Origin of the sequence: Mumia sp. zg.B21 (genome assembly GCF_019550855.1) — a bacterium.
Lineage (GTDB): Bacteria > Actinomycetota > Actinomycetes > Propionibacteriales > Nocardioidaceae > Mumia.
This window is the reverse complement of the sequence record NZ_JAHWCJ010000002.1, coordinates 13,432-38,320: the sequence shown is the minus strand read 5'-3', so window position 1 is coordinate 38,320 and position 24,889 is coordinate 13,432. Positions and strand designations below refer to the sequence as shown.

The 24,889-nt window shown below is 70.4% G+C and carries 21 protein-coding genes; 13 read left to right on the top strand and 8 right to left on the bottom strand.

Annotated elements, in window-relative coordinates:
* Positions 1-17 precede the first annotated feature (17 nt).
* The 3 genes from kdpB to kdpF are packed head-to-tail and all read right to left on the bottom strand — an operon-like array spanning position 18 to position 3,774.
* Positions 18-2,027 carry a potassium-transporting ATPase subunit KdpB gene (kdpB, locus tag KV100_RS08860; protein ID WP_220342606.1) on the bottom strand — a complete coding sequence of 670 codons (2,010 nt, stop codon included), beginning with the start codon at positions 2,025-2,027 and terminating at the stop codon, positions 18-20.
* Positions 2,024-3,685, bottom strand: a complete 1,662-nt coding sequence (kdpA, locus tag KV100_RS08855) for a potassium-transporting ATPase subunit KdpA (RefSeq protein ID WP_220342605.1) — start codon at positions 3,683-3,685, stop codon at positions 2,024-2,026. The genes kdpB and kdpA overlap by 4 nt, the downstream gene beginning before the upstream one ends.
* Positions 3,685-3,774 carry a K(+)-transporting ATPase subunit F gene (kdpF, locus tag KV100_RS08850; protein ID WP_167000460.1) on the bottom strand — a complete coding sequence of 30 codons (90 nt, stop codon included), beginning with the start codon at positions 3,772-3,774 and terminating at the stop codon, positions 3,685-3,687. Before kdpF ends, kdpA begins: the two co-directional genes overlap by 1 nt.
* A gap of 162 nt (positions 3,775-3,936) precedes the next feature.
* Here kdpF and ilvA point away from each other — a divergent pair, with 162 nt between their 5' ends.
* A complete protein-coding gene (ilvA, locus tag KV100_RS08845) occupies positions 3,937-5,196 on the top strand; it encodes a threonine ammonia-lyase IlvA (RefSeq protein ID WP_301021546.1) in 1,260 nt (419 codons plus the stop codon).
* A 37-nt stretch (positions 5,197-5,233) separates the two neighbouring features.
* Here ilvA and KV100_RS08840 read toward each other — a convergent pair whose 3' ends face one another.
* Together KV100_RS08840 and KV100_RS08835 are read right to left on the bottom strand one after the other, a co-directional pair.
* A complete protein-coding gene (locus KV100_RS08840; protein WP_255559828.1) occupies positions 5,234-5,722 on the bottom strand; it encodes a DUF4383 domain-containing protein in 489 nt (162 codons plus the stop codon).
* 43 nt (positions 5,723-5,765) lie between these two features.
* Positions 5,766-6,086 (bottom strand): hypothetical protein, encoded by a 321-nt coding sequence (locus KV100_RS08835; RefSeq protein WP_220342604.1) that lies wholly within the window; start codon positions 6,084-6,086, stop codon positions 5,766-5,768.
* Between the two features lie 150 nt (positions 6,087-6,236).
* Here KV100_RS08835 and KV100_RS08830 point away from each other — a divergent pair, with 150 nt between their 5' ends.
* The 5 genes from KV100_RS08830 to KV100_RS08810 are packed head-to-tail and all read left to right on the top strand — an operon-like array spanning position 6,237 to position 14,384.
* Positions 6,237-9,995 carry a nitrate reductase subunit alpha gene (locus tag KV100_RS08830; protein WP_220342603.1) on the top strand — a complete coding sequence of 1,253 codons (3,759 nt, stop codon included), beginning with the start codon at positions 6,237-6,239 and terminating at the stop codon, positions 9,993-9,995.
* A gap of 39 nt (positions 9,996-10,034) precedes the next feature.
* Positions 10,035-11,714, top strand: coding sequence for a nitrate reductase subunit beta (gene narH / locus KV100_RS08825; protein ID WP_220342602.1), 1,680 nt, complete (start codon positions 10,035-10,037; stop codon positions 11,712-11,714).
* Positions 11,711-12,382, top strand: a complete 672-nt coding sequence (gene narJ, locus KV100_RS08820) for a nitrate reductase molybdenum cofactor assembly chaperone (RefSeq protein WP_220342601.1) — start codon at positions 11,711-11,713, stop codon at positions 12,380-12,382. Before narH ends, narJ begins: the two co-directional genes overlap by 4 nt.
* Positions 12,382-13,119 (top strand): respiratory nitrate reductase subunit gamma, encoded by a 738-nt coding sequence (gene narI / locus KV100_RS08815; protein WP_220342600.1) that lies wholly within the window; start codon positions 12,382-12,384, stop codon positions 13,117-13,119. Before narJ ends, narI begins: the two co-directional genes overlap by 1 nt.
* Positions 13,120-13,157: 38 nt before the next feature.
* Entirely contained in the window at positions 13,158-14,384 is a 1,227-nt protein-coding gene (locus tag KV100_RS08810) for a nitrate/nitrite transporter (protein ID WP_220342599.1), read from the top strand.
* A gap of 12 nt (positions 14,385-14,396) precedes the next feature.
* On the opposite strand, the gene KV100_RS08805 is transcribed toward KV100_RS08810, so the two are convergent.
* Positions 14,397-15,191 (bottom strand): alpha/beta fold hydrolase, encoded by a 795-nt coding sequence (locus KV100_RS08805; protein ID WP_220342598.1) that lies wholly within the window; start codon positions 15,189-15,191, stop codon positions 14,397-14,399.
* A 111-nt stretch (positions 15,192-15,302) separates the two neighbouring features.
* On the opposite strand from KV100_RS08805, the gene KV100_RS08800 reads away from it, so the two are divergent.
* From KV100_RS08800 to KV100_RS08770, 7 genes are all read left to right on the top strand, one after another.
* Complete coding sequence (locus KV100_RS08800; protein ID WP_220342597.1) at positions 15,303-16,496, top strand: CaiB/BaiF CoA-transferase family protein; 1,194 nt, start codon at positions 15,303-15,305, stop codon at positions 16,494-16,496.
* 25 nt (positions 16,497-16,521) lie between these two features.
* Entirely contained in the window at positions 16,522-17,664 is a 1,143-nt protein-coding gene (locus tag KV100_RS08795; protein WP_220342596.1) for an acyl-CoA dehydrogenase family protein, read from the top strand.
* A gap of 38 nt (positions 17,665-17,702) precedes the next feature.
* On the top strand, positions 17,703-18,122 hold the full coding sequence (locus tag KV100_RS08790) for a universal stress protein (RefSeq protein ID WP_220342595.1): 420 nt from the start codon (positions 17,703-17,705) through the stop codon (positions 18,120-18,122).
* A 31-nt stretch (positions 18,123-18,153) separates the two neighbouring features.
* Positions 18,154-18,870: a MerR family transcriptional regulator gene (locus KV100_RS08785; RefSeq protein WP_220342594.1), complete on the top strand. Its 717-nt coding sequence runs from the start codon at positions 18,154-18,156 to the stop codon at positions 18,868-18,870.
* Positions 18,871-18,911: 41 nt separating this feature from the next.
* The gene (locus KV100_RS08780; RefSeq protein ID WP_220342593.1) at positions 18,912-19,823 is read left to right on the top strand and encodes an alpha/beta fold hydrolase; all 912 of its coding nucleotides are present in this window, start codon (positions 18,912-18,914) and stop codon (positions 19,821-19,823) included.
* Positions 19,824-19,938: 115 nt separating this feature from the next.
* The gene (locus KV100_RS08775; protein WP_220342592.1) at positions 19,939-21,150 is read left to right on the top strand and encodes an acetyl-CoA C-acetyltransferase; all 1,212 of its coding nucleotides are present in this window, start codon (positions 19,939-19,941) and stop codon (positions 21,148-21,150) included.
* 57 nt (positions 21,151-21,207) lie between these two features.
* Positions 21,208-23,409: a 3-hydroxyacyl-CoA dehydrogenase NAD-binding domain-containing protein gene (locus KV100_RS08770; protein ID WP_220342591.1), complete on the top strand. Its 2,202-nt coding sequence runs from the start codon at positions 21,208-21,210 to the stop codon at positions 23,407-23,409.
* A 26-nt stretch (positions 23,410-23,435) separates the two neighbouring features.
* Here the strand turns inward: KV100_RS08770 and KV100_RS08765 are convergent, their stop codons facing one another.
* Together KV100_RS08765 and KV100_RS08760 are read right to left on the bottom strand one after the other, a co-directional pair.
* Positions 23,436-24,308, bottom strand: a complete 873-nt coding sequence (locus KV100_RS08765; RefSeq protein WP_220342590.1) for a cytochrome c oxidase assembly protein — start codon at positions 24,306-24,308, stop codon at positions 23,436-23,438.
* The gene (locus KV100_RS08760; RefSeq protein ID WP_220342589.1) at positions 24,305-24,862 is read right to left on the bottom strand and encodes a DUF2243 domain-containing protein; all 558 of its coding nucleotides are present in this window, start codon (positions 24,860-24,862) and stop codon (positions 24,305-24,307) included. Before KV100_RS08760 ends, KV100_RS08765 begins: the two co-directional genes overlap by 4 nt.
* Positions 24,863-24,889: the final 27 nt, after the last annotated feature.

The following is a 24,889-nucleotide window of genomic DNA, read 5'->3' as shown; positions in this document are numbered from 1 at the left end:
GCCCTTTCCGTACGGGCTCACAGTGCGGAGCCGAAGAGGGTCGAGAGGAGGAGGTCGATGATCTTGATCCCGACGAACGGCGCCACCAGGCCACCGAGGCCGTAGACCAGGAGGTTGCGTCGCAGCAGTCCGGCCGCGGAGGTCACCCGGTACTTCACGCCCTTGAGCGACAGCGGGATCAGCGCGACGATGATGAGCGCGTTGAAGACGACTGCCGAGAGGATCGCCGACTCGGGGCTGTGCAGCCGCATGACGTTCAACGACTCCAGGCCGGGGTAGGCCGCGACGAACATCGCGGGGATGATCGCGAAGTACTTGGCGACGTCGTTCGCCACGGAGAAGGTCGTCAGAGCGCCTCGGGTGATGAGCAGCTGCTTGCCGATCTCGACGATGTCGATGAGCTTCGTCGGGTCGGAGTCCAGGTCGACCATGTTGCCGGCCTCCTTGGCGGCCGACGTTCCCGAGCTCATCGCGACGCCGACGTCGGCCGCGGCCAGCGCGGGAGCGTCGTTCGTGCCGTCACCGGTCATCGCGACCAGGCGGCCGCCGGCCTGCTCCTGACGGATGTAGGCCATCTTCTCCTCGGGCGTCGCCTCGGCGAGGACGTCGTCCACACCGGCCTCCGCCGCGATCGCCTTCGCCGTGACCGCGTTGTCGCCGGTCACCATGACCGTACGGATGCCCATCCGGCGCAGCTCGGCGAAGCGTTCGGCCATGCCGGGCTTCACGACGTCCTTGAGGTGGATCACGCCGAGGACCTGTCCTGCGCCGCCGTGCGCGGGGCGGACGGCGACGACCAGCGGGGTGCCGCCGTCCGCGCTGATGCGCTCCACGGCAGACTCGACGCTCGGGGGCAGAGCGGTCTGGTCGAGCCAGGCGAGGACGGCCGACCAGGCGCCCTTGCGGACCACCGTCCCGTCGGCGAGGTCGACCCCGGACATGCGCGTCGATGCGGAGAACTCGACGATCTGGGCCCCGACCGGGAGCGGCACGTCGGGAGCGCCCTGCGTGAGGGCGAGCTCGACGATCGACCGGCCCTCAGGAGTGGGGTCGGCAAGGCTCGAGAGTCGTGCGGTGTCCCGCAGGACCTCGGGGTCCAGACCCGCCTGCGGGACGAAGGACGTCGCGCGGCGGTTGCCGTACGTGATGGTCCCGGTCTTGTCGAGCAGCAGCGTGCCGACGTCACCTGCGGCCTCGACGGCGCGACCCGACATCGCGAGGACGTTGACCCGCACGAGCCGGTCCATGCCGGCGATGCCGATGGCCGAGAGGAGAGCGCCGATGGTGGTCGGGATCAGGCAGACCAGCAGCGCCACCAGGACGAGCGTGCGCTGCGGTGCACCCGCGTAGTCTGCCATCGGTGCCAGCGTCGCGACCGCCAGCAGGAAGACGATCGTGAGGCTGGACAGCAGGATCGTCAGGGCGTTCTCGTTGGGTGTCTTGCGCCGCGAGGTGCCCTCGACGAGCGCGATCATCGTGTCGAGGAACGTGCTGCCCGGGGCCGCGGTGATCCTCACGACGATCCGGTCCGACAGCACGGTCGTGCCGCCTGTCACCGCCGACCGGTCACCGCCTGCCTCGCGGATCACAGGAGCGGACTCGCCGGTGATCGCCGACTCGTCGACCGACGCGATGCCCTCGACCACGTCGCCGTCGCCCGGGATGACCTCCCCGGCCGCGACGACCACCCGGTCACCGATCGCGAGGTCCGTGCCGGGGACCTCCGTCTCGGTGCCGTCGCGGTCGAGGCGTCGGGCGACCGTGTCCTTGCGGGCGGCGCGCAGCGAGGCGGCCTGCGCCTTGCCGCGTCCTTCGGCGACGGCCTCGGCGAGGTTGCCGAAGATCACCGTCAACCACAGCCAGACCGCGATCGCGATCGTGAAGAAGCCGGGGTCGGCGAGGGCGAGGACGGTGGTGAGGACGGACCCGACGAGCACCACGAACATCACCGGGTTGTGCCACATGTGGCGCGGGTCGAGCTTGGCCAGGGCCGTCGGCGCCTGGCTCACGAGCTGGGAGAGGGTCATGCGAGGGCCTCCGCGATCGGACCGAGGGCGAGCGCGGGGAAGTAGGTCAGCCCGGTCATCACGAGGACGACCCCGACCAGCAGGCCCGCGAACAGGGGAGTGTGAGTGGGAAGGGTGCCGGTCGTCTCGGGGACCTTCCCCTGGCGCGCCAGCGAGCCGGCCAGGGCGAGGACGAACAGGATCGGCACGAACCGGCCGAGCAGCATCGCCGCGGCGAGCATCAGCTGGAAGAACGTGGACGTCACCGTGATGCCGCCGAACGCGCTGCCGTTGTTGTTCGCCGCCGACGTGAACGCGTAGACGACCTCGGAGAAGCCGTGGCCTCCCGGGTTGCCCATCGCTGCTGCGGTGCTGGGGAGGCCGATCGCGATCCCGACGCCGACGAGGACGAGGGCAGGCGTGGTCAGCGTGTAGAGCGCCACGTAGCGCATCTCGGTCGAGCGGATCTTCTTCCCGAGCAGCTCGGGCGTACGGCCGACCATGAGACCTGCGACGAAGACCGCGAGGATCGCCATCACGAGGATGCCGTAGATCCCGGCGCCGACACCGCCGGGCGCGACCTCGCCCAGCATCATGTTGACGAGGACCGCTCCTCCGCCCGTCGGGGTCAACGAGTCGTGCGCGGCGTTGACGGCCCCGGTCGAGGTGCCGGTCGTCGCGGTGGCGAAGAGGGCGGATGCCCACTCACCGAAGCGTGTCTCCTTGCCCTCCATCGCGGCGCCGGCAGCCTGTGCGGACTGTCCGTGCGCACCGACCTCGGCCCAGGTGGTCACTGCGAGCGAGGTGACGAAGAGGGCGCCCATCGCCGCCAGGACCGCGTATCCCTGCCGACGGTTGCCGAGCATCGTGCCCAGCGTGCGGGTCAGGGCGACCGGGATCAGGAGGATGAGGAAGATCTCGAGCAGGTTCGAGAAGCCGTTCGGGTTCTCGAAGGGGTGGGCCGAGTTCGCGTTGAAGAACCCGCCGCCGTTGGTGCCGAGCTCCTTGATCGCCTCCTGGCTCGCGACCGGCCCGGTCGTGATCGTCTGCTGCCCGCCGGTGACCGTGTCCACGACCTGGTCCGCGCCGAAGCTCTGCACGGTGCCCACGACCACGAGCAGCACGGCCCCGACGAAGGCGATGGGGAGGAGGACCCGCAGGCTCACCCGGACGAGGTCGACCCAGAAGTTGCCGAGCTGGTCCGAGCGGTCTCGCGTGAAGCCGCGGATCAGAGCGACGGCGACCGCGATGCCGACCGCGGCCGACACGAAGTTCTGCACGGCGAGCCCGGCGGCCTGCGCGGTCCAGCCGAGCGTCGACTCACCGGCGTACGACTGCCAGTTGGTGTTGGTGACGAACGAGACGGCGGTGTTGAGCGCCATGTCCCAGGGCATGCCCCCCATCCCGCGGGAGTAGGGCAGGGCCGACTGTGCGACCAGCAGGACGTACAGGAGGAGGAGGCTCACGACGGAGAAGCCGACGACGGCCAGCGCGTACGAGCGGGTGCTCTGCGTCGCGTCCGGGTTCACCCCGGCGAGCCGGTACAGCGGGCGCTCGACGCGGCTGTGGCGCGGGCTCTCGAGCGTCCGGGCGATGTAGTCGCCAAGAGGGCGGTAGGCCAAGGCCAGCAGGGCGACGAGGGCGAGCAGGCTCAGCGCGCCTGCGAGACCGTCGCTCATCAGAACCGCTCCGGGTGGATGAGAGAGGCGACCAGATAGCCGATCAGAAGGGCCACCAGTGTGATCAGGAGGCCGGTGTCAAGACTCATGACGCCGAGTCTTGGCCGCTGACGGCTGCCTGCGGCCGACCTTGACGCGACCTTGACCGGCCTTGACGCGATCTTGACGCGCCCGTGACGTGCGTCTCGGTGGGCGTCTCGACGGGCGGGCGAGTGCGAGTGGGACAGGCGCCCGTCCTTACGCTGGACGGTGTGCCTGTGACCGCTGACGACGTCGACGCCGCCTACGAGCCCGTCTCCCGGGTCGCTCTGCGGACACCGCTCGAGCGCGACGTCCGCCTGTGCGAGCAGACGGGTGCCGACGTGTGGCTCAAGCGTGAGGACCTCCAGGTCGTCCGCTCCTACAAGCTCCGCGGCGCCTTCCACATGATCTCGCGGCTGGACGACGCCGAACGCGGGCGCGGCCTCGTCGCCGCGAGCGCAGGCAACCACGCCCAGGGAGTCGCGTACGCCGCGCGTGCCCTCGGCGCGCACGCACGCATCTACCTCCCGCGGACCACGCCGCGACAGAAGCGCGACCGCATCGCGACGCTCGGCGGCGACGCGGTCGAGGTCATCGTCGGTGGGGACACCTACGACGCCGCGAGCGCGGCCGCGTACGAGGACGCCTCCCGCACCGGCGCGACGATCGTGCCCGCGTTCGACCACCCGGACGTGATCGCCGGGCAGGGCACCGTCGCGCGAGAGGTCGGTGAGCAGCTCGGCTCGGCCCCGGACGTCGTCGTCGTGCCGGTCGGAGGAGGGGGCCTGGTCGCGGGCATGGCGGCGTGGCTCGCGGTACGCCACCCGCACACCCGCATCGTCGGTGTGGAGCCCTCAGGCGCGGCGAGCATGGCCGCGGCGATGGGCAAGGGCGTTCCGGTCACGCTGGACGAGGTCGACGCGTTCGTCGACGGTGCCGCGGTTCGCCGGGTGGGGGACCACACCTGGGCAGTCCTCGAGGACCTGGCCCGTCGCGGCCGGGCGGTCGAGCTGGTCGATGTCGACGCCGGCACCGTGAGCGAGGAGATGCTCGCCCTCTTCGAGGTCGACGGCGTGATCGCGGAGCCGGCCGGGGCGCTCGCCGCGGCTGCCCTGCGCGTGCCCGGGCTCGTGGCGCCGGGTGAGTCGGTCGTCGCGGTCGTGTCCGGTGGTAACCACGACGTGAGCCGCTACGCCGAGGTGATCGAGCGGGCGCTGGTCTCGCGCGGCGTGAAGCACTACTGGCTCGTGGAGTTCCCGCAGGAGCCAGGGGCGCTGCGGCGGTTCCTCGACGAGGTGCTCGGGCCGGACGACGACATCACGCTCTTCGAGTACGTCAAGCGGCACAACCGGGAGACAGGGCCGGCGCTCGTCGGTATCGAGCTCGGCTCTCCCGACGATCTCGGCGGGCTGGTCGCGCGGCTCGAGGACTCGCCGGTTCGCGCCACGAAGCTGTCTCCGGACGACCCGGCGTTCCAGTTCCTGGTGTGAGCGCCCCGACCTGAGCGCCCGGACCTGAGCGATCCCGTCAGTTCGTGGCACGTCCAGGCGCGCGTTCGGCCGCGCGGGGCGTCAGCAGTCCTCGCCCGACGGCGGCCAGGAAGATCATGCCGATGCTCAGCCCGAGGTGGAGCCAGTTGTCGGCATCGTTCACGGGGACGATGTTGGCGCCGTGGTCGTGGTCGACCATGACGCCGTACGCCCACAGGCCCAGATAGGCGACGCCGCCCCAGAGGAGATAGCGCAGCGAGCCGATCACGCTCCGCGCGAGGACCAGCCCGGCCACCCCGAACCCGAGGTGGAGGATGTTGTGCAGCACGGAGACCTCGAAGAGGCCGAAGAGCTCGGCGTCGCTCTCGTGACCGGCCCAGGTGATCGCGTCGAGGTTCGTCGTCACCCCCGGGACGAATCCCAGGATCCCGACGAGCACGAACGTGGCGCCGACCACGGCAGCCATCGCTCGTACGGTCTGGACGGCCTTCCGCTCCGGCGTCGTGGCAGCTGCGATGTCCTTCATGCCGCGTCGGTACCCACGGATCGAGGGCCTACCCGCCGGTGCGTCAGATGTCGGTCACAGCGGTGAGCAGGAAGACCGAGTCGGCGAGCGCCTTCACCGAGTGACGCTCGCGGGGGATCTGCGCGAGCATGCCCGTCTCGAGGGCGGTCGTGCCGGACGCGCCGACGACCTCGATCGCGCCCGTGAGCACCAGGATGCTGCCCGCCGGCGGTGCCTCGTGCTCGGAGAGCTCGGCGCCCTCGGCGAGCCCGAGGACGCTCTGGCGCAACGGGCCGTCGGTGAGCACCAGCTCGGCGCTCCTTCCGTGCGGCGCCGAGCTGGCGGCGTCGACGTACTCCTCGGTGAGCGCAGCGACGTCGCGCATACGAACCTCCGTCTCCGTGCGGGCGATGACGGTGAGCGTAGTCGGCCCCGGCCCGCCCCGCTCGGCGGCGAACAGGGGGTCCGAGGGCCGCAGAAGTTCCGGTCGCGGCCATGCCCGGTCCGACCTACGTTGTCGCGAGAGGAGGCTGTGATGACTCAGACCACCCGTGAAGGACGAGCGCGTGCTCGGCGCCGGGGATCCGGCGGGGGCACGGACGGTCCTGCGTCGGAGGCCCTGCTCGCGCTCGGTGACTTCTTCTCACGCTGGGACGAGAGTCCTGACCGGCGCGCTGTCTATCGCAAGGGCGGTCGCCGCGGCGACGTCTTCTATCGCGACCGGTGGAGCCACGACAAGGTCGTTCGGTCCACGCACGGGGTGAACTGCACGGGGTCGTGCTCGTGGAAGGTCTACGTCAAGGACGGGATCATCACGTGGGAGGCGCAGCAGACCGACTATCCCACCACGGGACCGGACCGCCCCGAGTACGAGCCGCGCGGATGCCCTCGCGGCGCGGCCTTCTCCTGGTACACCTACTCGCCCACCCGGGTGCGCTACCCGTACGGACGAGGTGTCCTGATCGAGATGTACCGCGAGGCCAAGGAGCGTCTCGGCGACCCGGTCCTCGCCTTCGCGGAGATCGCGGCAGACCCTGACAAGCGTCGCCGCTACCAGCAGGCCCGCGGCAAGGGTGGCCTCGTCCGCATCTCGTGGGAGGAGGCGGTCGAGCTCGCCGCCGCCGCGCACGTGAGCACGATCAAGACGTACGGGCCGGACCGGTGCGCGGGCTTCTCTCCGATCCCGGCGATGTCGATGGTGTCGCACTGCATCGGCACGCGCTTCATCCAGCTCATCGGCGGCGTCATGACGTCGTTCTACGACTGGTACGCCGACCTCCCGGTGGCGAGCCCGCAGGTGTTCGGCGACCAGACCGACGTCCCGGAGTCCGGTGACTGGTGGGACGCCTCGTACCTGCTGATGTGGGGGTCGAACGTCCCCGTCACCCGCACGCCGGACGCGCACTGGATGGCGGAGGCGAGGTATCGCGGCACCAAGGTGGTCGCGGTCTCACCCGACTTCGCCGACAACACGAAGTTCGCCGACGAGTGGATGCCGGCGCAGGCCGGCACCGACGCGGCGATGGCGATGGCGATGGGCCACGTGATGCTCAAGGAGTACTACATCGAGCGCCAGGTCCCGTTCTTCACCGACTACGTGAAGCAGTACACCGACCTGCCCTTCCTCGTCCGGCTCAGGCAGTCCGACGACGGCTCCTGGGTCCCGGAGAACTTCCTCACCGCAGCCGACCTCGAGGGCTCGGGGACGTCGCAGAACGAGGCGTGGAAGACGGTGCTCCTCGACGCCCGTACGAACGAGCCGGTGGTCCCCAACGGATCGGTCGGGTTCCGCTACGGCGAGGAGGGTGAGGGCCGCTGGAACCTCGACCTCGGCGAGGTCGACCCCGCGCTGTCGGTGATCGGCCCGGACGCGCGGCCGGCCGAGGTGCTGATGCCCGCCTTCGACGCCCCCGACGGCTCGGGAAGCGTGATCCGGCGCGGCATCCCGGTCCGTCGCGTCGGGGAGCACACCGTCACCACGGTGCTCGACCTGATGCTCGCGCAGTACGGCGTCGGCCGCGACGGGTTGCCCGGCGAGTGGCCGACCGGGTACGACGACGCGTCGTCGCCGTACACGCCGGCCTGGCAGGAGGCGATCACGTCGGTGCCCGCGTCGCAGTGCATCCGGATCGCACGCGAGATGGCCCAGAACTCCGAGGAGTCGGGCGGGCGGACGATGATCATCCTGGGCGCGGGCGTCTGCCAGTGGTTCCACGGGGACGTCACGTACCGGGCGATCCTGACGCTGCTCATGATCACCGGAGCCATGGGGCGCAACGGCGGCGGCTGGGCGCACTACGTCGGCCAGGAGAAGTGCCGTCCGATCACCGGCTGGCTGTCGCTGGCCAACGCGCTCGACTGGTCGCGCCCGCCACGGACGATGACCGGCACGTCGTACTGGTACATGCACACCGGCCAGTGGCGCTCCGACGGCTCCCACCAGGACGTCCTCGCCTCACCGCTCGCGGAGGGCGACCTCGGCGACCTGCACACCGCCGACCTGATCGCGAAGTCGGCACGGATGGGATGGATGCCGTTCTATCCGCAGTTCGACCGCAACCCGCTCGACCTCGCCGACGAGGCGGGCGCGGCGACGGCCGCCGGCTCGGCGGCGGACGCGGGCTCGTGGATCGCCGACCGGCTCCGGGACGGCAGCCTGAACGCGGCGATCGACGACGTCGACGCACCGCAGAACTGGCCGCGCACGCTCGTGCTGTGGCGCTCGAACCTCTTCGGCTCGTCGGCGAAGGGCAACGAGTACTTCCTCGAGTACCTGCTCGGCACCCGGTCGAACGTCGACGACACCGACGCACCGGAGCCGCCGCGCACGATCCGGTGGCGGGACGAGGCGCCGCGGGGCAAGCTCGACCTGCTCGTGTCGGCCGACTTCCGGATGACCTCGACGACGCTGCTGTCCGACATCGTCCTCCCGGCTGCCACCTGGTACGAGAAGTACGACCTCTCCTCGACCGACATGCACCCGTACGTGCACGCCTTCACCCCGGCGATCGACCCGCCGTGGGAGACGCGCAGCGACTTCGACATGTTCACCGCGATCGCGGTGAGGCTGTCGGAGATGGCGAAGACGCACCTGGGGGTCCGCAAGGACCTGGTCACCGTCCCGCTGCAGCACGACACACCGGGCGAGATCGCGCAGCCCGGCGGGCGGAGCCTCGACTGGAGGGAGGGGCAGACCGATCCGGTCGCCGGCAAGACGATGCCGGTCGTGGCCGTCGTCGAGCGCGACTACACCGCGATCGCGGACAAGCTCGCCGCCGTCGGGCCCAAGGCCGAGCAGCTCGGCTTCACCACCAAGAACATCACCTACGACCTCGAGGAGGCGGTCGCCTCGCTCGGTGCCAAGCACGGCGTGATGGGGTCGGGAGCGGCCGAGGGCCGGCCCGCGATCGACACCGACTCGCGGATGGCGGAGGCGATCCTCACCTTCTCCGGGACGACCAACGGGCACCTCGCCGCACAGGGCTTCCGCGACCTCGAGCGGCGCACGGGCCGCCCGCTCGTCGACCTCGCCGAGGGCGCGGAGGAGAAGCAGATCACCTTCCGGATGACGCAGGAGGCTCCGCAGTCGGTGATCACCTCTCCGGAGTGGTCGGGATCGGAGACCGGCGGGCGACGCTACGCGCCGTTCACGGTCAACATCGAGCGCCTGAAGCCGTTCCACACGCTCACCGGGCGGATGCACTTCTACCTCGACCACGCCTGGATGCGCGACTACGGCGAGCAGCTGCCGACGTACCGTCCGCCCCTGGACATGCACCGCATGTACGGAGACGTGGCCGTGGGAGACGCTGCGGCTCCCGTGGAGGACGGTGCCCTGCAGATCGCGGTCCGGTACCTCACCCCGCACAACAAGTGGTCGATCCACTCGGAGTACCAGGACAACCTCCTCATGCTCTCGCTGTCGCGCGGCGGTCCGATGGTGTGGATGAGCGTCGGGGACGCCGACCGGATCGAGGTCGCCGACAACGACTGGGTGGAGTGCGACAACGCCAACGGTGTCTTCGTCGCGCGCGCGATCGTGAGCCACCGGATGCCCGACGGCGTCGTCTACGTCCACCACGCGCAGGAGCGCCTGATCGACGTCCCGAAGTCGCAGAAGACCGGTCGACGCGGCGGTATCCACAACTCCGTCACCCGTCTGCTGGTCAAGCCGACCCACCTCGTCGGCGGGTACGCGCAGCTGTCCTACGCGTTCAACTACCTCGGCCCGACGGGCAATCAGCGCGACATCGTCTGCACCGTCCGCAAGCGGACCGTGCCGGTGACGTACTAGTCCGAGCCCAGGCCGGCCACGGGCGGAGAGCGAGAACCGATGAAGGTCATGGCGCAGGTCGCGATGGTGATGAACCTCGACAAGTGCATCGGCTGCCACACCTGCTCTGTCACGTGCAAGCAGGCGTGGACCAACCGCAGCGGCGTCGAGTACGTCTGGTTCAACAACGTGGAGACCCGACCCGGTCAGGGCTATCCCCGCCGGTACGAGGACCAGGAGCGCTGGCGGGGCGGCTGGGTACGCAACCGTCGTGGGCGGCTCTCGCTGCGCACCGGCGGACGCGCCCGACGGCTGTTCACCATCTTCGCCAGCCCGGTCCAGCCCGAGCTGTCGGACTACTACGAGCCCTGGACCTACGACTACGAGAACCTCACCCGCGCGCCGCTGGGTGACGACTTCCCCGTGGCGCGCCCCAAGTCGCTGATCACCGGCAAGGACATGGCGATCACCTGGTCGGCGAACTGGGACGACAACCTCGGCGGTGGGCCGGAGTCGGTGCTGCAGGACCCGATGGTCGAGAAGGTGCGCCGCGAGTCCGAGGACAAGATCCGTTTCGACCTCGAGCGGACCTTCATGTTCTACCTGCCGCGGATCTGCGAGCACTGCCTCAACCCGTCGTGCATGGCGTCGTGCCCGAGCGGTGCGATCTACAAGCGGTCCGAGGACGGGATCGTGCTCGTGGACCAGGACCGGTGCCGGGGCTGGCGGCAGTGCATCACCGGCTGCCCGTACAAGAAGATGTACTTCAACCACAAGTCGGGCAAGGCCGAGAAGTGCACCTTCTGCTACCCGCGGGTGGAGGTCGGCATCCCGACGGTGTGCGCCGAGACCTGCGTCGGACGGCTGCGCTACATCGGCGTCTTCCTCTACGACGCCGACCGCGTCACCGAGGCCGCGTCCGTCGAGGACGAGCAGCAGCTCTACCAGGCGCAGCTCGACCTCATGCTCGACGCCGACGACCCGCAGGTCCGTGCGCAGGCCCGGGCCGACGGGATCCCGGAGGACTGGATCGAGGGCGCGAGCCGCTCACCGGTCTACGCGCTGGCCAAGCGCTACAAGGTCGCGCTGCCGCTGCATCCGGAGTACCGGACGATGCCGATGGTCTGGTACGTCCCGCCGCTGTCGCCGATCGTCGACCTGCTGGCCGACCAGGGGCACGACGCGGAGGACGAGCGCACGCTGTTCGGGGCGATCGAGGCGCTGCGCATCCCCGTCGAGTACCTCGCCGAGCTCTTCACCGCCGGGGACACCGACGTGATCACCGGCGTCTTGCGCAAGCTGGCCGCGATGCGGTCCTACATGCGCGGGATCAACCTCGGCAAGGTCCCTGACGGCACGATCCCGGCGTCGGTCGACATGTCCGAGGAGGACATGTACGAGATGTACCGCCTGATGGCGATCGCCAAGTACGACGAGCGGTACGTGATCCCGACGGCACACGCCGAGCAGGCCCACGACCTCGAGGAGCTCGGCTGCTCGCTCGACTTCGAGGAAGGGCCGGGCATGTACGAGTCGGGGGCGGTCGGCGAGGCGAGCGGACGGCCGGTGCCGATGGCGGTCGAGAACTTCCACGCGCTCAGGCAGCGTCAGGGAACCGACACCGTGGCCGCCCCGGACCCCTCGAGCAGCGGCCAGGTGAACCTCCTGAACTGGGACGGCCGCGGTGCTCCGCAGGGGATGTTCCCGCCTCCGGCGACCGACCGGGAGGACGTCCCATGACCGACCACCGGGTCGCGCACCGCAGCGCCGCGCTGCTCCTCGCCTATCCCGACGAACGGCTCGTCGAACGCCTCCCGCTGATCCGCGCTGCGCTCGAGGAGAAGTCCGCCGGACGCGGTCGCACCGCGCGCCGCGAGCCGTACCGGCACCTCCTCGCCTTCATCGACGTCATCGAGGAGACCCCGGTGCAGGCGCTGGCGCGCCGGTACGTCGAGGTCTTCGACCTGGACCGCAAGCATCCGCTCTACCTCTCCTACTTCACCGACGGAGACACGCGGCGCCGTGGCGAGGTGCTCGCGGGGTTCAAGCAGGCCTACCGCGACTCCGGCCTGCTCGTGGACACCCACGGCGAGCTCCCCGACTACCTGCCGATGGTGCTGGAGCTGGCGGCGCACGACCCGGAGCGCGGCGGCGAGCTCCTCGAGCGCTACCGGCCGAGCGTGGAGCTGCTGCGGCTGGCGCTCGAGCAGACCGCCGGCAAGGACGAGCCCGGGGCGACGCCCACCCCGTGGGCGCACGTGCTGCGCGGGGTGTGCGCGACGTACGACGGCCCGGGACCGCAGGACCGCGCCGCCGCGATGGCGATGGCGGGGCCACCCACGGAGACGGTCGGGCTCGACTCCTACGACCCCCGTCTCCTGCCGATGTCGGACTCCGGAGGTCACTGATGGACGTCGTCCTGTGGGGGGTCATCCCGTACCTGGTCCTCGCGACCTTCGTCGGCGGGCTGATCTGGCGCTACCGCTACGACCAGTTCGGCTGGACCACCCGGTCCTCCCAGCTCTACGAGTCGGCGCTGCTGCGCATCGCGTCCCCGCTGTTCCACTTCGGGATCCTCGTCGTGGTGATCGGGCACGTCATCGGGCTGCTCGTCCCGGAGGCGTGGACCGACGCCATCGGCGTCAGCGAAAGCGAGTACCACGCGATGGCGCTGTCGCTCGGGACGATCGCCGGTCTCGCCACGCTCGTCGGCGTCGTCATGCTGATCTATCGCCGGCGCAAGACCGGGCCGGTGTTCATGGCCACCACCAAGAACGACAAGACGATGTACGTCGTGCTGGTCGCGGCGATCGTCACGGGGCTCGTGACCACCGTCGTGAGCGTGTTCGACACCAACGTCACCGACTACCGGCACACGGTGTCGCCCTGGTTCCGGAGCCTGTTCGTCCTCCAGCCGGACGTCGACGCGATGGCGGCCGCGTCCACGTCGTTCCACGTGCACACGCTGGTCGGCCTGGCGCTCTTCGCGATCTGGCCGTTCACGCGGCTGGTGCATGCGTTCACGGCGCCGGTCCACTACCTGTTCCGCCCCTACATCGTCTATCGCAGCCGCGACGACGTCTCCGCAACCCGCGCGCCGCGGCCGGGCTGGGAGCCCGTCGGCACACCGGACCGCGACCGCTGACCGGCCGACCAGGCCGTGGATCACCGAAAGGCACCGCGATGAGCACCGCCACCGACGCACCTGCTCTCCCGAGGGCCGCCCAGACCCGCAACCTGATCCTCGCCACCTGGGCGTTCGCGATCAGCTTCTGGGCGTGGAACATGATCGGGCCGCTCGCGGCCCGCTACGCCGGCGACATGGACCTGAGCTCCACGCAGAAGTCGCTCGCGGTCGCGGTCCCCGTGATCGTCGGGTCGCTGGGCCGGATCGCGGCCGGCACGCTCACCGACAAGTACGGCGGCCGGCTGATGTTCACCGTCCTGCTCGTCGCGACGGCGCCGTTCGTGGTCCTCGTCGCGGTGGCAGGCAACGCCGACTCCTACGCCCTGCTTCTCGTCTTCGGGTTCTTCCTCGGCATCGGCGGCACGACGTTCGCGGTCGGCATCCCCACGGTGAAGGCGTGGTACGAGAAGCCTCGCCAGGGCTTCGCGACCGGCCTGTTCGGTGCGGGCATGGGTGGCACGGCACTGTCGTCGTTCTTCACCCCGCGCTTCGTGGACTGGTTCGGCTACATGGCGACGCACGTGATCCTCGCCGTCGCCCTGCTGGCGACGGCCGCGGCGTGCTGGGCGTTCATGCGGGACTCCCCACGCTGGAGCCCGGCGGCGGACAAGGCCGGACCCAAGCTCCTGGCGGCGCTCAAGGAGCCGGTGACCTGGCAGATGTCCCTGCTCTACGCGATCGTGTTCGGCGGGTTCGTGGCGTTCTCCACGTATCTGCCCACCTATCTCGGCGACGTGACGACCTACGGGTACGGCCTCACGGAGGCCGGTGAGCGGACGGCGGGGTTTGCGCTGGCGGCCGTGATCGCGCGTCCCGTCGGCGGTGCACTGTCGGACAGGTTGGGGCCGCGGTTCGTCACCCTCGTCTCGCTCGCCGGCACCGCGGTGATGGCCGTGGTGCTCGCCCTGCGTCCCGAGCCGGAGTGGCCGGCCGGTCTCGCCTTCGTGGCGATGGCGGCGTTCCTGGGGCTCGGGTCGGGGTCGGTGTTCGCGTGGGTCGCCCAGCGCGCCCCGGCCGACAAGACCGGCTCGGTCACCGGGATCGTCGGTGCCGCCGGTGGTCTCGGTGGCTTCTTCCCGCCGCTGGTGATGGGTGCGACCTACAACGAGGAGGACCACACCTACACGGTCGGGCTCACGCTGCTCTGCATCACGGCGGCGCTGGTGTTCCTGTTCACCCTGGTCGGGCTTCGCGAGCGGCCGGGTGACCGCCGCAAGGCGTGATCCGTACGCCGGTCAGGCCGCAACCGGCGAGACTCCGCGCGTGCGCTCGAGGATCACTGCGGCGACGAGGTCGGGGTCGTCGATCATCGGGACGTGGCCGCAGCCGGGGAGGGCCACGTGCGTCGCCGTCGGGAGCCGTCGACGTGCCTCCTGCGCCTGGGACGGGAGGAGGATGCGGTCCTTCGCCCCCCAGGCCACCGTCGTCGGGACCGACGGCCGGCCGCGGTAGTGGTAGCGCGCCCCCGACCGAAGCACCCGGACGAAGGCGTCGGCGTCGCGCAGGGCGAAGGTGTCGCCGAGGAAGTCGTCGGCGGTGATCCGCCCCGGGTGGGCGAACAGCGACGACATCGCCGCCGCCCGGGTCCAGCGGCGGGTCGAGATGCGGCGGACGAACGGCTCGGGAAGGCGGGAGGTGCCCTTCAGCCCGAGCAATACCGCGAACGCCCAGGCGCGGCCGGGCTCGGTCCAGAACCCGGCGGGGGAGAGCGCCGTCGCGGTACGCACGGAGCCGCAGGCGGCGAGCTCGAGGGCCAGGGCGCCACCGAGGGAGTTGCCGACGACGTGGGGCCGGTCGATCCCGACGGCGGCGAAGAAGTCGGCCAGCGCCTCGGTGAGCTGGTCCATGCCGTCGCGCCTGCTCCTCGGGAGGGCCCGCGACGCGCCGAAACCGGGGAGGTCCAGAGCGACGACGTCGTGGTGCGCGGCGAGCCGTGACAGCACGGGGTTCCACGCCTCCTTGCGGTGACCGATCCCGTGGAGGAGGACGAGCGGCTCACCGGAGCCCTGCCTGCTGTAGACGACGCTCATCGACGCTCTCCTGTCACGCGGGATGTGACATCGGACGTGTCACACTCGGCGAGCGTAGCCGCAGGTGGCGCGCGCTTGCCACTCTGACAGTCCTACTGTCACAATCAGGGCGTGACCGACACCACACCGCCGTCCGGCCCGCTGTCCGGCCTCAGGGTCGTGGAGATCGCGGGGATCGGCCCCGGCCCCTTCGCCGCGATGCTCCTCGCCGACCTTGGCGCGGACGTCGTCCGTGTGGACCGGGTGTCGCCGGGAGGCCTCCAGTCGCTGCCGCAGGAGCGTGACGTCCTCGCCCGCGGTCGCCGTACGGTCGCGATCGACCTCAAGCAGCCCGACGGTGTCGCCGTCCTGCTCGAGCTGGTCGAGCGTGCCGACGTGCTGGTCGAGGGCTTCCGGCCCGGCGTCGCCGAGCGGCTCGGCTTCGGCCCCGACGTCTGCCTCGAGCGCAACCCTCGGCTGGTCTACGGACGCATGACGGGGTGGGGCCAGGACGGCCCGCTCGCCTCGAGCGCCGGGCACGACGTCAACTACGTCGCCGTCTCCGGGGCGCTCGACCCGATCGGCCGCGCGGGCGGGCCCCCGCAGATCCCGATGAACCTGCTCGGCGACTTCGCGGGTGGCTCGCTCTACCTCGTCGTCGGCCTCCTCGCCGCTCTCCTCGAGGCACGCACCTCCGGCCGCGGCCAGGTCGTCGACGCCGCGATCGTCGACGGCACGGCGCACCTGCTCACGATGATCACCAACCTCCAGCAGGTCGGCGCCTGGAACGATGCCCGCGGCACCAACCTCCTCGACAGCGGTGCGCCGTTCTACGACGTGTACGAGACCTCCGACGGACGCTGGATGTCCGTGGGCGCGCTGGAGCCGCAGTTCTATGCGGAGATGGTGCGGCTGCTCGGCCTCGACGTGCCGGCCGACGTGGCGCTGCCCGACTCACCGCTGCCCGACCGCAACGACCCTCGCGTCTGGCCGGAGCTGCGCGCCCGCCTGGCGGCCCGCTTCGCCGAGCGCACGCAGGCCGAGTGGGCGGAGGTCTTCGAGGGCACGGACGCGTGCGTGGCGCCCGTGGTCCCGATGCGCGACGCACCCCAGCACCCGCACCTCGCCGCGCGCGGCACGTACGTCGAGCACGACGGCGTCGTCCAGGCGGCGCCCGCACCGCGGTTCTCGCGGACTCCGGCCACCCTGGGGCGTCCCCCCGCCCGGCCCGGGGCGCACACCCGCGAAGCCCTCGCCGCGTGGGGCGTCGGCGACGTCGACGCCCTCGTCGCGTCCGGCGCCGTCGTCCAGAACGATCCGTCCTAACCACGACACCACGAAGGGCCCGCCGATGCAGCGCACCATCTTCACCGAGGACCACGACGCGTTCCGCGACGCCTTCCGGACCTTCGTCGACAAGGAGATCAAGCCGTACCACGCACAGTGGGAGATCGACGGCATCGTCTCCCGCGACATGTGGCGGGCTGCCGGTCGGCAGGGCTTCCTCGGCTTCATGATGCCGGAGGAGCACGGCGGTGGCGGGGTCTCGGACTTCCGCTACAACGCGATCATCGACGAAGAGCTGGCGCGGGCGCACGCCAGCGGTGTCGGCTTCCCGCTGCACGTCGACCTCGTGTCGGGATACCTGCTGTCGTACGCGAACGAGGAGCAGAAGGCGCGCTGGCTGCCCGCGTTCTGCAGCGGCGAGTCGATCGCGGCGATCGCCATGACCGAGCCCGGCACCGGCTCGGACCTCCAGGCGATCGCGACCACGGCGATCGACCAGGGCGACCACTACCTCGTCAACGGCCAGAAGACCTTCATCTCCAACGGCATCCTCGGCGACCTCGTGATCGTCGCGGTCAAGACCGACCCGAGCGCGGGGGCGCGGGGCGTCTCGCTGATCGTGCTGGAGCGCGGCATGGAGGGCTTCGAGCGCGGTCGCAACCTCGACAAGCTCGGCCTCAAGGCGCAGGACACCGCCGAGCTCTTCTTCACCGACGTCAGGGTCCCCAAGGAGAACCTCCTCGGCGAGGAGGGCAACGGCTTCGTCTACCTGATGGAGAAGCTCCCTCAGGAGCGGCTCGCGATCTCGGTGGCCGCCGCCGCCGCGTGCCGCGCCGTCATCGACCTCACGTTGGAGTACGTCAAGGAGCGCAAGGCGTTCGGACGTCCGATCGGCTCCTTCCAGAACACCCGCTTCACCCTCGCCGAGCTCGAGACCGAGGCGCAGATCGCTCAGGTCTTCGTCGACCGCTCGATCATGGAGCTCAACGCCGGCACGCTCACCATCTCCGACGCGGCGATGGGCAAGTGGTGGACGACCGAGGTCCAGAAGAAGACGGTCGACCAGTGCCTCCAGCTCTTCGGCGGGTACGGCTTCATGAGCGAGTACCCGATCTCCAAGGCGTACGCGGACACGCGCATCCAGACCATCTACGGGGGCACGACCGAGATCATGAAGGAGATCATCGGCCGCACGATGGGTCTCTGAGGGTCGCCTGCCGGCCGCGCGTCCGACAGGATGGCGGCATGACTGAGTCTCCACAACGGACCGGGACGATCGTCGTCGGCAGCGACGGCTCGGCGGGAGCGCGACGCGCGCTCCACTGGGCGATGACGGAGGCCGACCTGCGGGGCGCGGCGGTGCAGGTCGTGATCACCGTCGATCCCGACCGATCGTCGGTCCGGACCATCGCCGAGGGCGAGCGCCTCGCGGCCGAGACGGCCGAGGTGGCCGCGCTCCACGACGGCGACGCCGAGGTGGCGGTCGGGGTCCACGAAGGGCTGCCGGTCGACGTCCTCCTGTCGGTCGCTGCTGGGGCACAGCTGCTCGTGATCGGCAGCCACGGCACGTCCACGATCAGGCACAACGCCCTGGGCTCGGTCAGCGACGTCCTCGCCCGGACCGCCCCGTGCCCCGTCGTGATCCTGCCGATGGGGGTGGACTGACCAGAGCCGTCGAGCGGTCTATCGTGCGGACATGACCCCGACAGGACCGGACCGGATGTCGGTCGAGCAGCTCGCCGAGCGGGTCGGGATGAGCGTCCGTACGATCCGCTTCTACGCCGGCCGAGGGCTCATCCCGCCGCCGGTCCGCGAGGGGCGCAACGGGTTCTACGGTGCCGACCACCTGGTGCGGCTCGAGCTCGTGCGCGAGCTCCAGGCGCACGGCTTCACGCTCTCGGCCATCGAGGGATACCTCGAGCGCCTCTCGCCCACGGCCACGCCGGGCGACGTCGCGCTTCAACGCACGATGCTGGCGCCCTGGCTCTCCGACCTGCCCGAGACGGCCGACCGGGCGACGCTGGAGGCGCGCGCGGGCAGGCCGCTGTCCGACGACGACATCGAGCTGCTCGTCGCGCTGCGGGTGGTCGAGCCGACGCCCGACGAGGACGTCTTCCGAGTCGCGCCCGCCCACCTGTCGATCGGCATCGAGCTCATGGACCTCGGTCTCCCGCTCGACGGCGCCGTCGAGGCCGAGCGCATCTTCGAGACGCATGCCCGGGCGATCGCGGAGGAGCTGACCGAGGTCTTCCGCGACAAGGTGCTGCCGCACTACCGAGCGAGCGGCGAGTCGTCGGAGGCGATCGCGGCGATGGTCGAGCGCTTCAAGCCGCTCACGGTGCAAGCGCTCGTGACGGCCTACGAGAGCGCCGTCAACGAGACCAAGCGCGAGATCGTACGCCGCCGGTCGTAGGGTTCCGGAAGGATCACAGCTCGTCCTCCCCGAGGGGGCCCATGTCTTCGCAGACGACCGGTGCGGCGCCGGTCACCGCCGTACCCGCCTGGTTCTCCGAGGCGGTCGCAACGCCGTACCACCGCCACGACGTCGACGTGGCCGGCGCACGGATCGCCTACCGCACGTGGGGCGAGCCGGGGATGCCTGTGGTCGTGCTCGTGCACGGAGGCGCGGCGCACGCCGGCTGGTGGGACCACGTCGCCCCGTTCCTCGCGGCGTCGCACCGGGTCGCCGCGATCGATCTCTCCGGGCATGGCGACTCGCAGTGGCGACGGCAGTACGACCTCGCCACCTTCGCCGAGGAGGTGATGGCGGTCGCCGCGGCCGAGACGCCGTCCGGTGGTGCACAGGACGGCGTCTTGCCGGTCGTGATCGGGCACAGCATGGGCGGGTTCGTGAGCCTGACCGCGGCCCGTGACCACGGGTCACGGCTCGCTGGCGCCTGCGCGATCGACTCCCCGGTGCGCCAGATGTCGCCGGAGACCCGCGCGTGGAAGGAGTCCGGGCGGCACCTGCCCGGCAACAAGGTCTATCCCAGCTGGGACGAGATCGTGCGCCGTTTCCGTACGCTGCCGCCCGACGACGCGACCCTCCCGTACGTCCGTGAGCACGTGGCGGCGGGCTCGGTGCGCGAGGTGGAGGGCGGCTGGACCTGGAAGTTCGACCCGCACGTGTTCCTCAGCGCCCAGATGGAGCCCGCCGAGGTGGCCGAGACCGACTGCCCCACGGCCCTGGTCCGAGGGGAGCGGGGCATGGCGACCACCGACATCACGACAACGGTCGCCGAGCGGCTGGGCGGGCACGTTCCCGTCACCGTCGTCCCGGACGCGGGGCACCACATCATGCTCGACCAGCCGGTGGCCCTCGTGGCCGCGCTCCAGGTGCTCCTCGGGGAGTGGTCGCGCCACTGACCACCGCGCGACAACACCATGACAGCGGTGGTGTCATAGTGGCCTTTAGGTATCATTGACACACTCGTTACTCGCAAGTAACTTTGTCGGGTCGTCAACGAATCGAAGGACCGCCATGACTGAGGCATTCATCTACGACGCGATCCGCACCCCCCGCGGGCGCGGCAAGAAGACCGGATCCCTGCACGAGGTGAAGCCCATCAGCCTCGTGACCGGGCTCCTCGAGGAGGTCCAGAAGCGCAACCCGACTCTGGATCCCGGCCAGGTCGAGGACCTCGTCCTCGGCTGCGTCACCCCTGTCGGCGACCAGGGCGCCGACATCGCCAAGACCGCCGCGCTCGCCGCAGGACTCCCCGACAGCGTCGCGGGCGTGCAGCTCAACCGCTTCTGCGCCTCGGGCCTCGAGGCGGTCAACCAGGCCGCGCAGCGCGTCCGGTCCGGCTGGGAGGACCTGATCCTCGCCGGCGGCGTCGAGTCGATGAGCCGCGTCCCGATGGCCGCCGACGGTGGCGCCTGGGCGATGGACCCGGCCACCGCGTTCGCGACCGACTTCGTGCCCCAGGGCATCGGCGCCGACCTGATCGCGACGATCGAGGGCTTCAGCCGCACCGACGTCGACACCTACGCCGCGGAGTCGCAGGCGCGTGCCGCCAAGGCGATCGCCAACGGCTACTTCGCCAAGTCGGTCGTCCCGGTGCAGGACGTCAACGGCCTCACGATCCTCGACCACGACGAGTTCGTGCGTCCGGGCACCACGGTCGAGTCGCTGTCCTCGCTCGCACCGTCGTTCGAGGCGATCGGCAACTTCGGCGGGTTCGACGCCGTCGCCCTCGAGAAGTACCACTCGGTCGAGAAGATCGACCACGTCCACCACGCCGGCAACAGCTCCGGCATCGTGGACGGTGCCGCGATCGTCGTGATCGGCAACGAGGAGGCGGGCCGGCGCAACGACCTCACCCCGCGCGCCCGGATCCTCGCGACCGCGGTCTCCGGCTCGGAGCCCACGATCATGCTCACCGGCCCTGCGCCGGCGACCCGCAAGGCTCTCGCGAAGGCGGGCCTCGAGGCGAGCGACATCGACCTGTACGAGATGAACGAGGCGTTCGCCGCGGTGGTGCTGCGCTTCATGCGGGACATGTCCGTCCCGCACGACATCGTCAACGTCAACGGTGGAGCGATCGCGATGGGCCACCCGCTCGGCGCGACCGGTGCGATGATCCTCGGCACCCTCGTCGACGAGCTCGAGCGACGCGACCAGCGCTACGGCGTCGCGACGCTGTGCGTCGGCGGCGGCATGGGCATCGCCACCGTCGTCGAGCGTCTCTGATCCCTCGCCCACCGACTCACCCTTTCTTGACGAGCAGAGTTCACGGAGCACACACGAATGACTGAGAACGCTACGACCACGGCGGCCGAGGCCGTCCGTTACGAACGCGGCGAGGACGGCATCGTCACCCTGGTCCTCGACGACCCGACCCAGAGCGCCAACACGATGAACGAGGCCTACCAGGCCTCGATGAAGGCGGCGGTCGACCGTCTCGTCGCTGAGAAGGACGACGTCACCGGCGTCGTCGTCACCAGCGGCAAGAGCACGTTCTTCGCCGGTGGCGACCTCAAGCTGATGACGCAGATGACCCCCGCGGACGCGCCTGTCGTGTTCGAGAGCGTCGAGGCGATGAAGGCCACGCTGCGCACGCTCGAGACGCTCGGCAAGCCGGTCGTCGCGGCGATCAACGGCGCGGCGCTCGGTGGCGGCCTGGAGATCGCTCTCGCGACCCACCGCCGCATCGCCGTCGAGGGCCGCTACGAGATCGGTCTGCCCGAGGTCACCCTGGGCCTGCTGCCCGCCGGCGGCGGCGTCACCCGCACCGTCCGGATGTTCGGCCTGCAGAAGGCCCTCATGGAGGTCCTCCTCCAGGGACCGCGCATGAAGCCCCAGCGCGCCCTCGAAACCGGTCTGATCGACCAGGTCGTCGCCACGCAGGACGACCTGGTCCCCGCCGCCAAGGCGTGGATCCTCGCCAACAAGGACGACGCCGAGGCCTTCACCCAGCCCTGGGACAAGAAGAGCTACCGGATGCCCGGCGGCACCCCCTCGTCGCCCAAGCTGGCGCAGTTCCTCCCGGCGTTCCCGTCCAACCTGCGCAAGCAGACCAAGGGCGCTCCGTTCAAGGCTCCGCGCAACATCATGTCGGCGGCCGTCGAGGGTGCGCAGGTCGACTTCGACACCGCCTCGCGCATCGAGTCGCGCTACTTCGTGGACCTGGTCACCGGCCAGCAGTTCAAGAACATGACGCAGGCGTTCTTCTTCGACCTCAACGCGATCAACGCCGGCGGCTCGCGTCCGGCGGGCATCGAGAAGACGAAGGCCACCAAGCTCGCCATCCTCGGTGCCGGCATGATGGGCGCCGGCGTCGCGTACGTCTCGGCCCGTGCGGGCATCGACGTCGTGCTCAAGGACATCTCGATCGAGGCGGCCGAGAAGGGCAAGGCCTACAGCACCAAGCTCCTCGACAAGCAGGTCGAGAAGGGGCGCCTGACGGCCGAGAAGCGCGACGAGATCCTCGGACGCATCCACCCGACGGCCGACTACGCCGAGCTCGAGGGATGCGACTTCGTCATCGAGGCCGTCTTCGAGTCGGTCGAGCTCAAGAAGCAGGTCTTCGGTGACCTCGAGCCGGTCGTGAAGCCCGACGCCCTGCTGGGGTCCAACACGTCGACGCTGCCGATCACGATCCTCGCCGACGGCGTCAAGCGTCCCGAGGACTTCATCGGGATCCACTTCTTCTCGCCGGTCGACAAGATGCCGCTGGTCGAGATCATCGTGGGCGAGAAGACCTCCGACGAGGCGATCGCCCGCGCGCTCGACTACGTCAAGCAGATCAAGAAGACGCCGATCGTCGTCAACGACAGCCGCGGCTTCTTCACCAGCCGCGTCTTCGGCACCCTCACGATGGAGGGCGCCGAGATGCTCGCCGAGGGCCTCGACCCGGTCTCGATCGAGCGCGCCGCGACGACGAAGGGCTTCCCGGCTCCGCCGCTGGCGATGATCGACGAGGTCACGCTGACCCTGCCGCAGAAGATCAACGGCGAGGCCAAGGCCGCCGCCGAGGGCGAGGGCAAGGCCTTCCCCGACAGCCCGGCGATGGACGTCATCAACACGCTCGTCGACCTCGACCGCAAGGGCAAGGCGGCCGGCGCGGGCTTCTACGAGTACCCCGCCGACGCCAAGAAGCACCTCTGGTCGGGACTCTCGCAGTTCCGCAAGGAGGGCGCGGAGATCCCGTGGGCCGACATGCAGGAGCGCTACACCTTCATCATGGCCATCGAGACGGTCCGCTGTCTCGAGGAGGGTGTGCTCCGCACCGTCGCCGACGCCAACATCGGCTCGATCTTCGGCATCGGCTTCCCGCCGGTCTACGGTGGTGCGCTGCAGTACATCAACGGCTACGAGGCTGCTGACGGCCGCATCGGCGTGCAGGCGTTCACCGAGCGGGCCCAGGAGCTCGCCGCGGCGTACGGCGAGCGCTTCACCCCGCCCGCACTGCTGCTCGAGAAGGCCGCGAAGGACGAGAAGTTCGTCTGAGCAGTCCGATCAGCGTGATCGCATGATCAGCTGATCGCCACAGGGCCCCGGGACCGCACGGTCTCGGGGCCCTCGTGCGTCCGCGCCGGCTTCGTGCGCCAGGTGAGCAGGAGCGCGAGCGCCAGCATCAGCTCGACCAGGTCGCCGCCGAAGTACATCAGGTTCCCCGCGGCCTGCATCTCCGCCACGGGCTCGCGGACCTGCACCAGCAGGCCGGCGTACAGCAGCTGTGAGACCACGGCGTGGACGAGGATGGCGACCCCGAGCACCACGAGGCGCACGGGCACCGTGGCCCGGCCAGGCGCAGGGTCGGGACCGGCGATCACCCAGGCGAAGAGCAGGCCCGCCAGCAGCATGTGGAGATGGACGAGGCCGTGGACGGCGCCGTTGCGGGTGCTCAGGTCGTACAGCGGGGTGAAGTAGAGCAGCACGAGCCCACCGCTGCTGAGGACGAGCGCGACGACGGGTCGGGTCAGCACCCCGACGGGTCGAGACCGCAGGATCCGGCCCACGCGGACGGCTCCGGCGTGCGGGAGGGTACGCAGCAGCAGCGTGACGGGCGCGGCGAGCACCAGCAGGAGCGGGGCGAGCATGGCGATCAGGATGTGTTGCGCGGCGTGCCCGGCGAAGTCGTCGTCGGCGTAGCGGTCGAACGCGGGGGAGAGGGCCAGCAGGAGCACCACCGAACCCGCGACGAAGGCCACGGTGCGGACGGTCGACCACCCGCGACGCCCGCGTTCGATCACAGCCGCGGCGACGTAGGCGAGGGCGAGGAGCGTGACGACGACCAGCGGGCCGGTCGTCAGGGCGATCTCGAGGAGCCGGCTGCCGACCCCCTCGTCGTGCGACGGCCCGTGCGCGAGCACGCCGGGGCCGGCCGCCGCGGTCAGCCGGCTCATGCCCGGTCGGCCACAGCCCGGTCGTCGGTGAACGTGGCGCCGCGCTGCAGCAGCCACCCGACGAGGACGAGCACCGCACCGAGGGCCAGGAACGCGAGGTCCCAGGCGAGCTCGTTCGGACCGCTCCGTACGTGGTGGATCCCGAGCAGGTGGTGGTCGACGATGCCCTCGACGAGGTTGAAGACGCCCCACCCGACGAGCACCCAGCCCCACAGCGCGCGCGAGGCCCACACCCGTCCGCGCGAGTGCTGGACGCGCGAGTAGAGGAGAGCCAGCCCGGTGAGGACCAGCAGCCAGGTGACGGCGTGGAAGATGCCGTCCCACAGCGTGTTGATCTCGAGGCCGTGCACCGTGTCGGCCGGGTAGTAGGGCACACCGATGTTGTCGGTGTTGGTCGACGTCAGCAGGTGGTGCCACTGCAGGATCTGGTGCAGGAGGATTCCGTCGACGAACCCGCCGAGCCCGGCTCCCAGCACGATCCCGGGCAGGGCGAGCGACGGTGGACGGTCCGCGAGGGTCGCGTGCCCGTCGCGCGGGCTGGTGGACGTGGCCATCGGAAAGGCGCCTCCTTCGGTCGGAGA

Excerpts from the sequence above, each read along its gene's own strand:
- KV100_RS08780 (WP_220342593.1), top strand. The coding sequence starts at position 18,912 with ATGTCTTCGCAGACGACCGGTGCGGCGCCGGTCACCGCCGTACCCGCC.
- KV100_RS08795 (WP_220342596.1), top strand. The coding sequence starts at position 16,522 with ATGCAGCGCACCATCTTCACCGAGGACCACGACGCGTTCCGCGACGCC.
- kdpA (WP_220342605.1), bottom strand. The coding sequence starts at position 3,685 with ATGAGCGACGGTCTCGCAGGCGCGCTGAGCCTGCTCGCCCTCGTCGCC.
- KV100_RS08835 (WP_220342604.1), bottom strand. The coding sequence starts at position 6,086 with ATGCGCGACGTCGCTGCGCTCACCGAGGAGTACGTCGACGCCGCCAGC.
- kdpF (WP_167000460.1), bottom strand. The coding sequence starts at position 3,774 with ATGAGTCTTGACACCGGCCTCCTGATCACACTGGTGGCCCTTCTGATC.
- KV100_RS08760 (WP_220342589.1), bottom strand. The coding sequence starts at position 24,862 with ATGGCCACGTCCACCAGCCCGCGCGACGGGCACGCGACCCTCGCGGAC.
- KV100_RS08765 (WP_220342590.1), bottom strand. The coding sequence starts at position 24,308 with ATGAGCCGGCTGACCGCGGCGGCCGGCCCCGGCGTGCTCGCGCACGGG.
- narH (WP_220342602.1), top strand. The coding sequence starts at position 10,035 with ATGAAGGTCATGGCGCAGGTCGCGATGGTGATGAACCTCGACAAGTGC.
- KV100_RS08840 (WP_255559828.1), bottom strand. The coding sequence starts at position 5,722 with ATGAAGGACATCGCAGCTGCCACGACGCCGGAGCGGAAGGCCGTCCAG.
- narJ (WP_220342601.1), top strand. The coding sequence starts at position 11,711 with ATGACCGACCACCGGGTCGCGCACCGCAGCGCCGCGCTGCTCCTCGCC.
- KV100_RS08805 (WP_220342598.1), bottom strand. The coding sequence starts at position 15,191 with ATGAGCGTCGTCTACAGCAGGCAGGGCTCCGGTGAGCCGCTCGTCCTC.
- KV100_RS08770 (WP_220342591.1), top strand. The coding sequence starts at position 21,208 with ATGACTGAGAACGCTACGACCACGGCGGCCGAGGCCGTCCGTTACGAA.
- narI (WP_220342600.1), top strand. The coding sequence starts at position 12,382 with ATGGACGTCGTCCTGTGGGGGGTCATCCCGTACCTGGTCCTCGCGACC.
- KV100_RS08810 (WP_220342599.1), top strand. The coding sequence starts at position 13,158 with ATGAGCACCGCCACCGACGCACCTGCTCTCCCGAGGGCCGCCCAGACC.
- kdpB (WP_220342606.1), bottom strand. The coding sequence starts at position 2,027 with ATGACCCTCTCCCAGCTCGTGAGCCAGGCGCCGACGGCCCTGGCCAAG.
- KV100_RS08790 (WP_220342595.1), top strand. The coding sequence starts at position 17,703 with ATGACTGAGTCTCCACAACGGACCGGGACGATCGTCGTCGGCAGCGAC.
- KV100_RS08775 (WP_220342592.1), top strand. The coding sequence starts at position 19,939 with ATGACTGAGGCATTCATCTACGACGCGATCCGCACCCCCCGCGGGCGC.
- KV100_RS08830 (WP_220342603.1), top strand. The coding sequence starts at position 6,237 with ATGACTCAGACCACCCGTGAAGGACGAGCGCGTGCTCGGCGCCGGGGA.
- KV100_RS08785 (WP_220342594.1), top strand. The coding sequence starts at position 18,154 with ATGACCCCGACAGGACCGGACCGGATGTCGGTCGAGCAGCTCGCCGAG.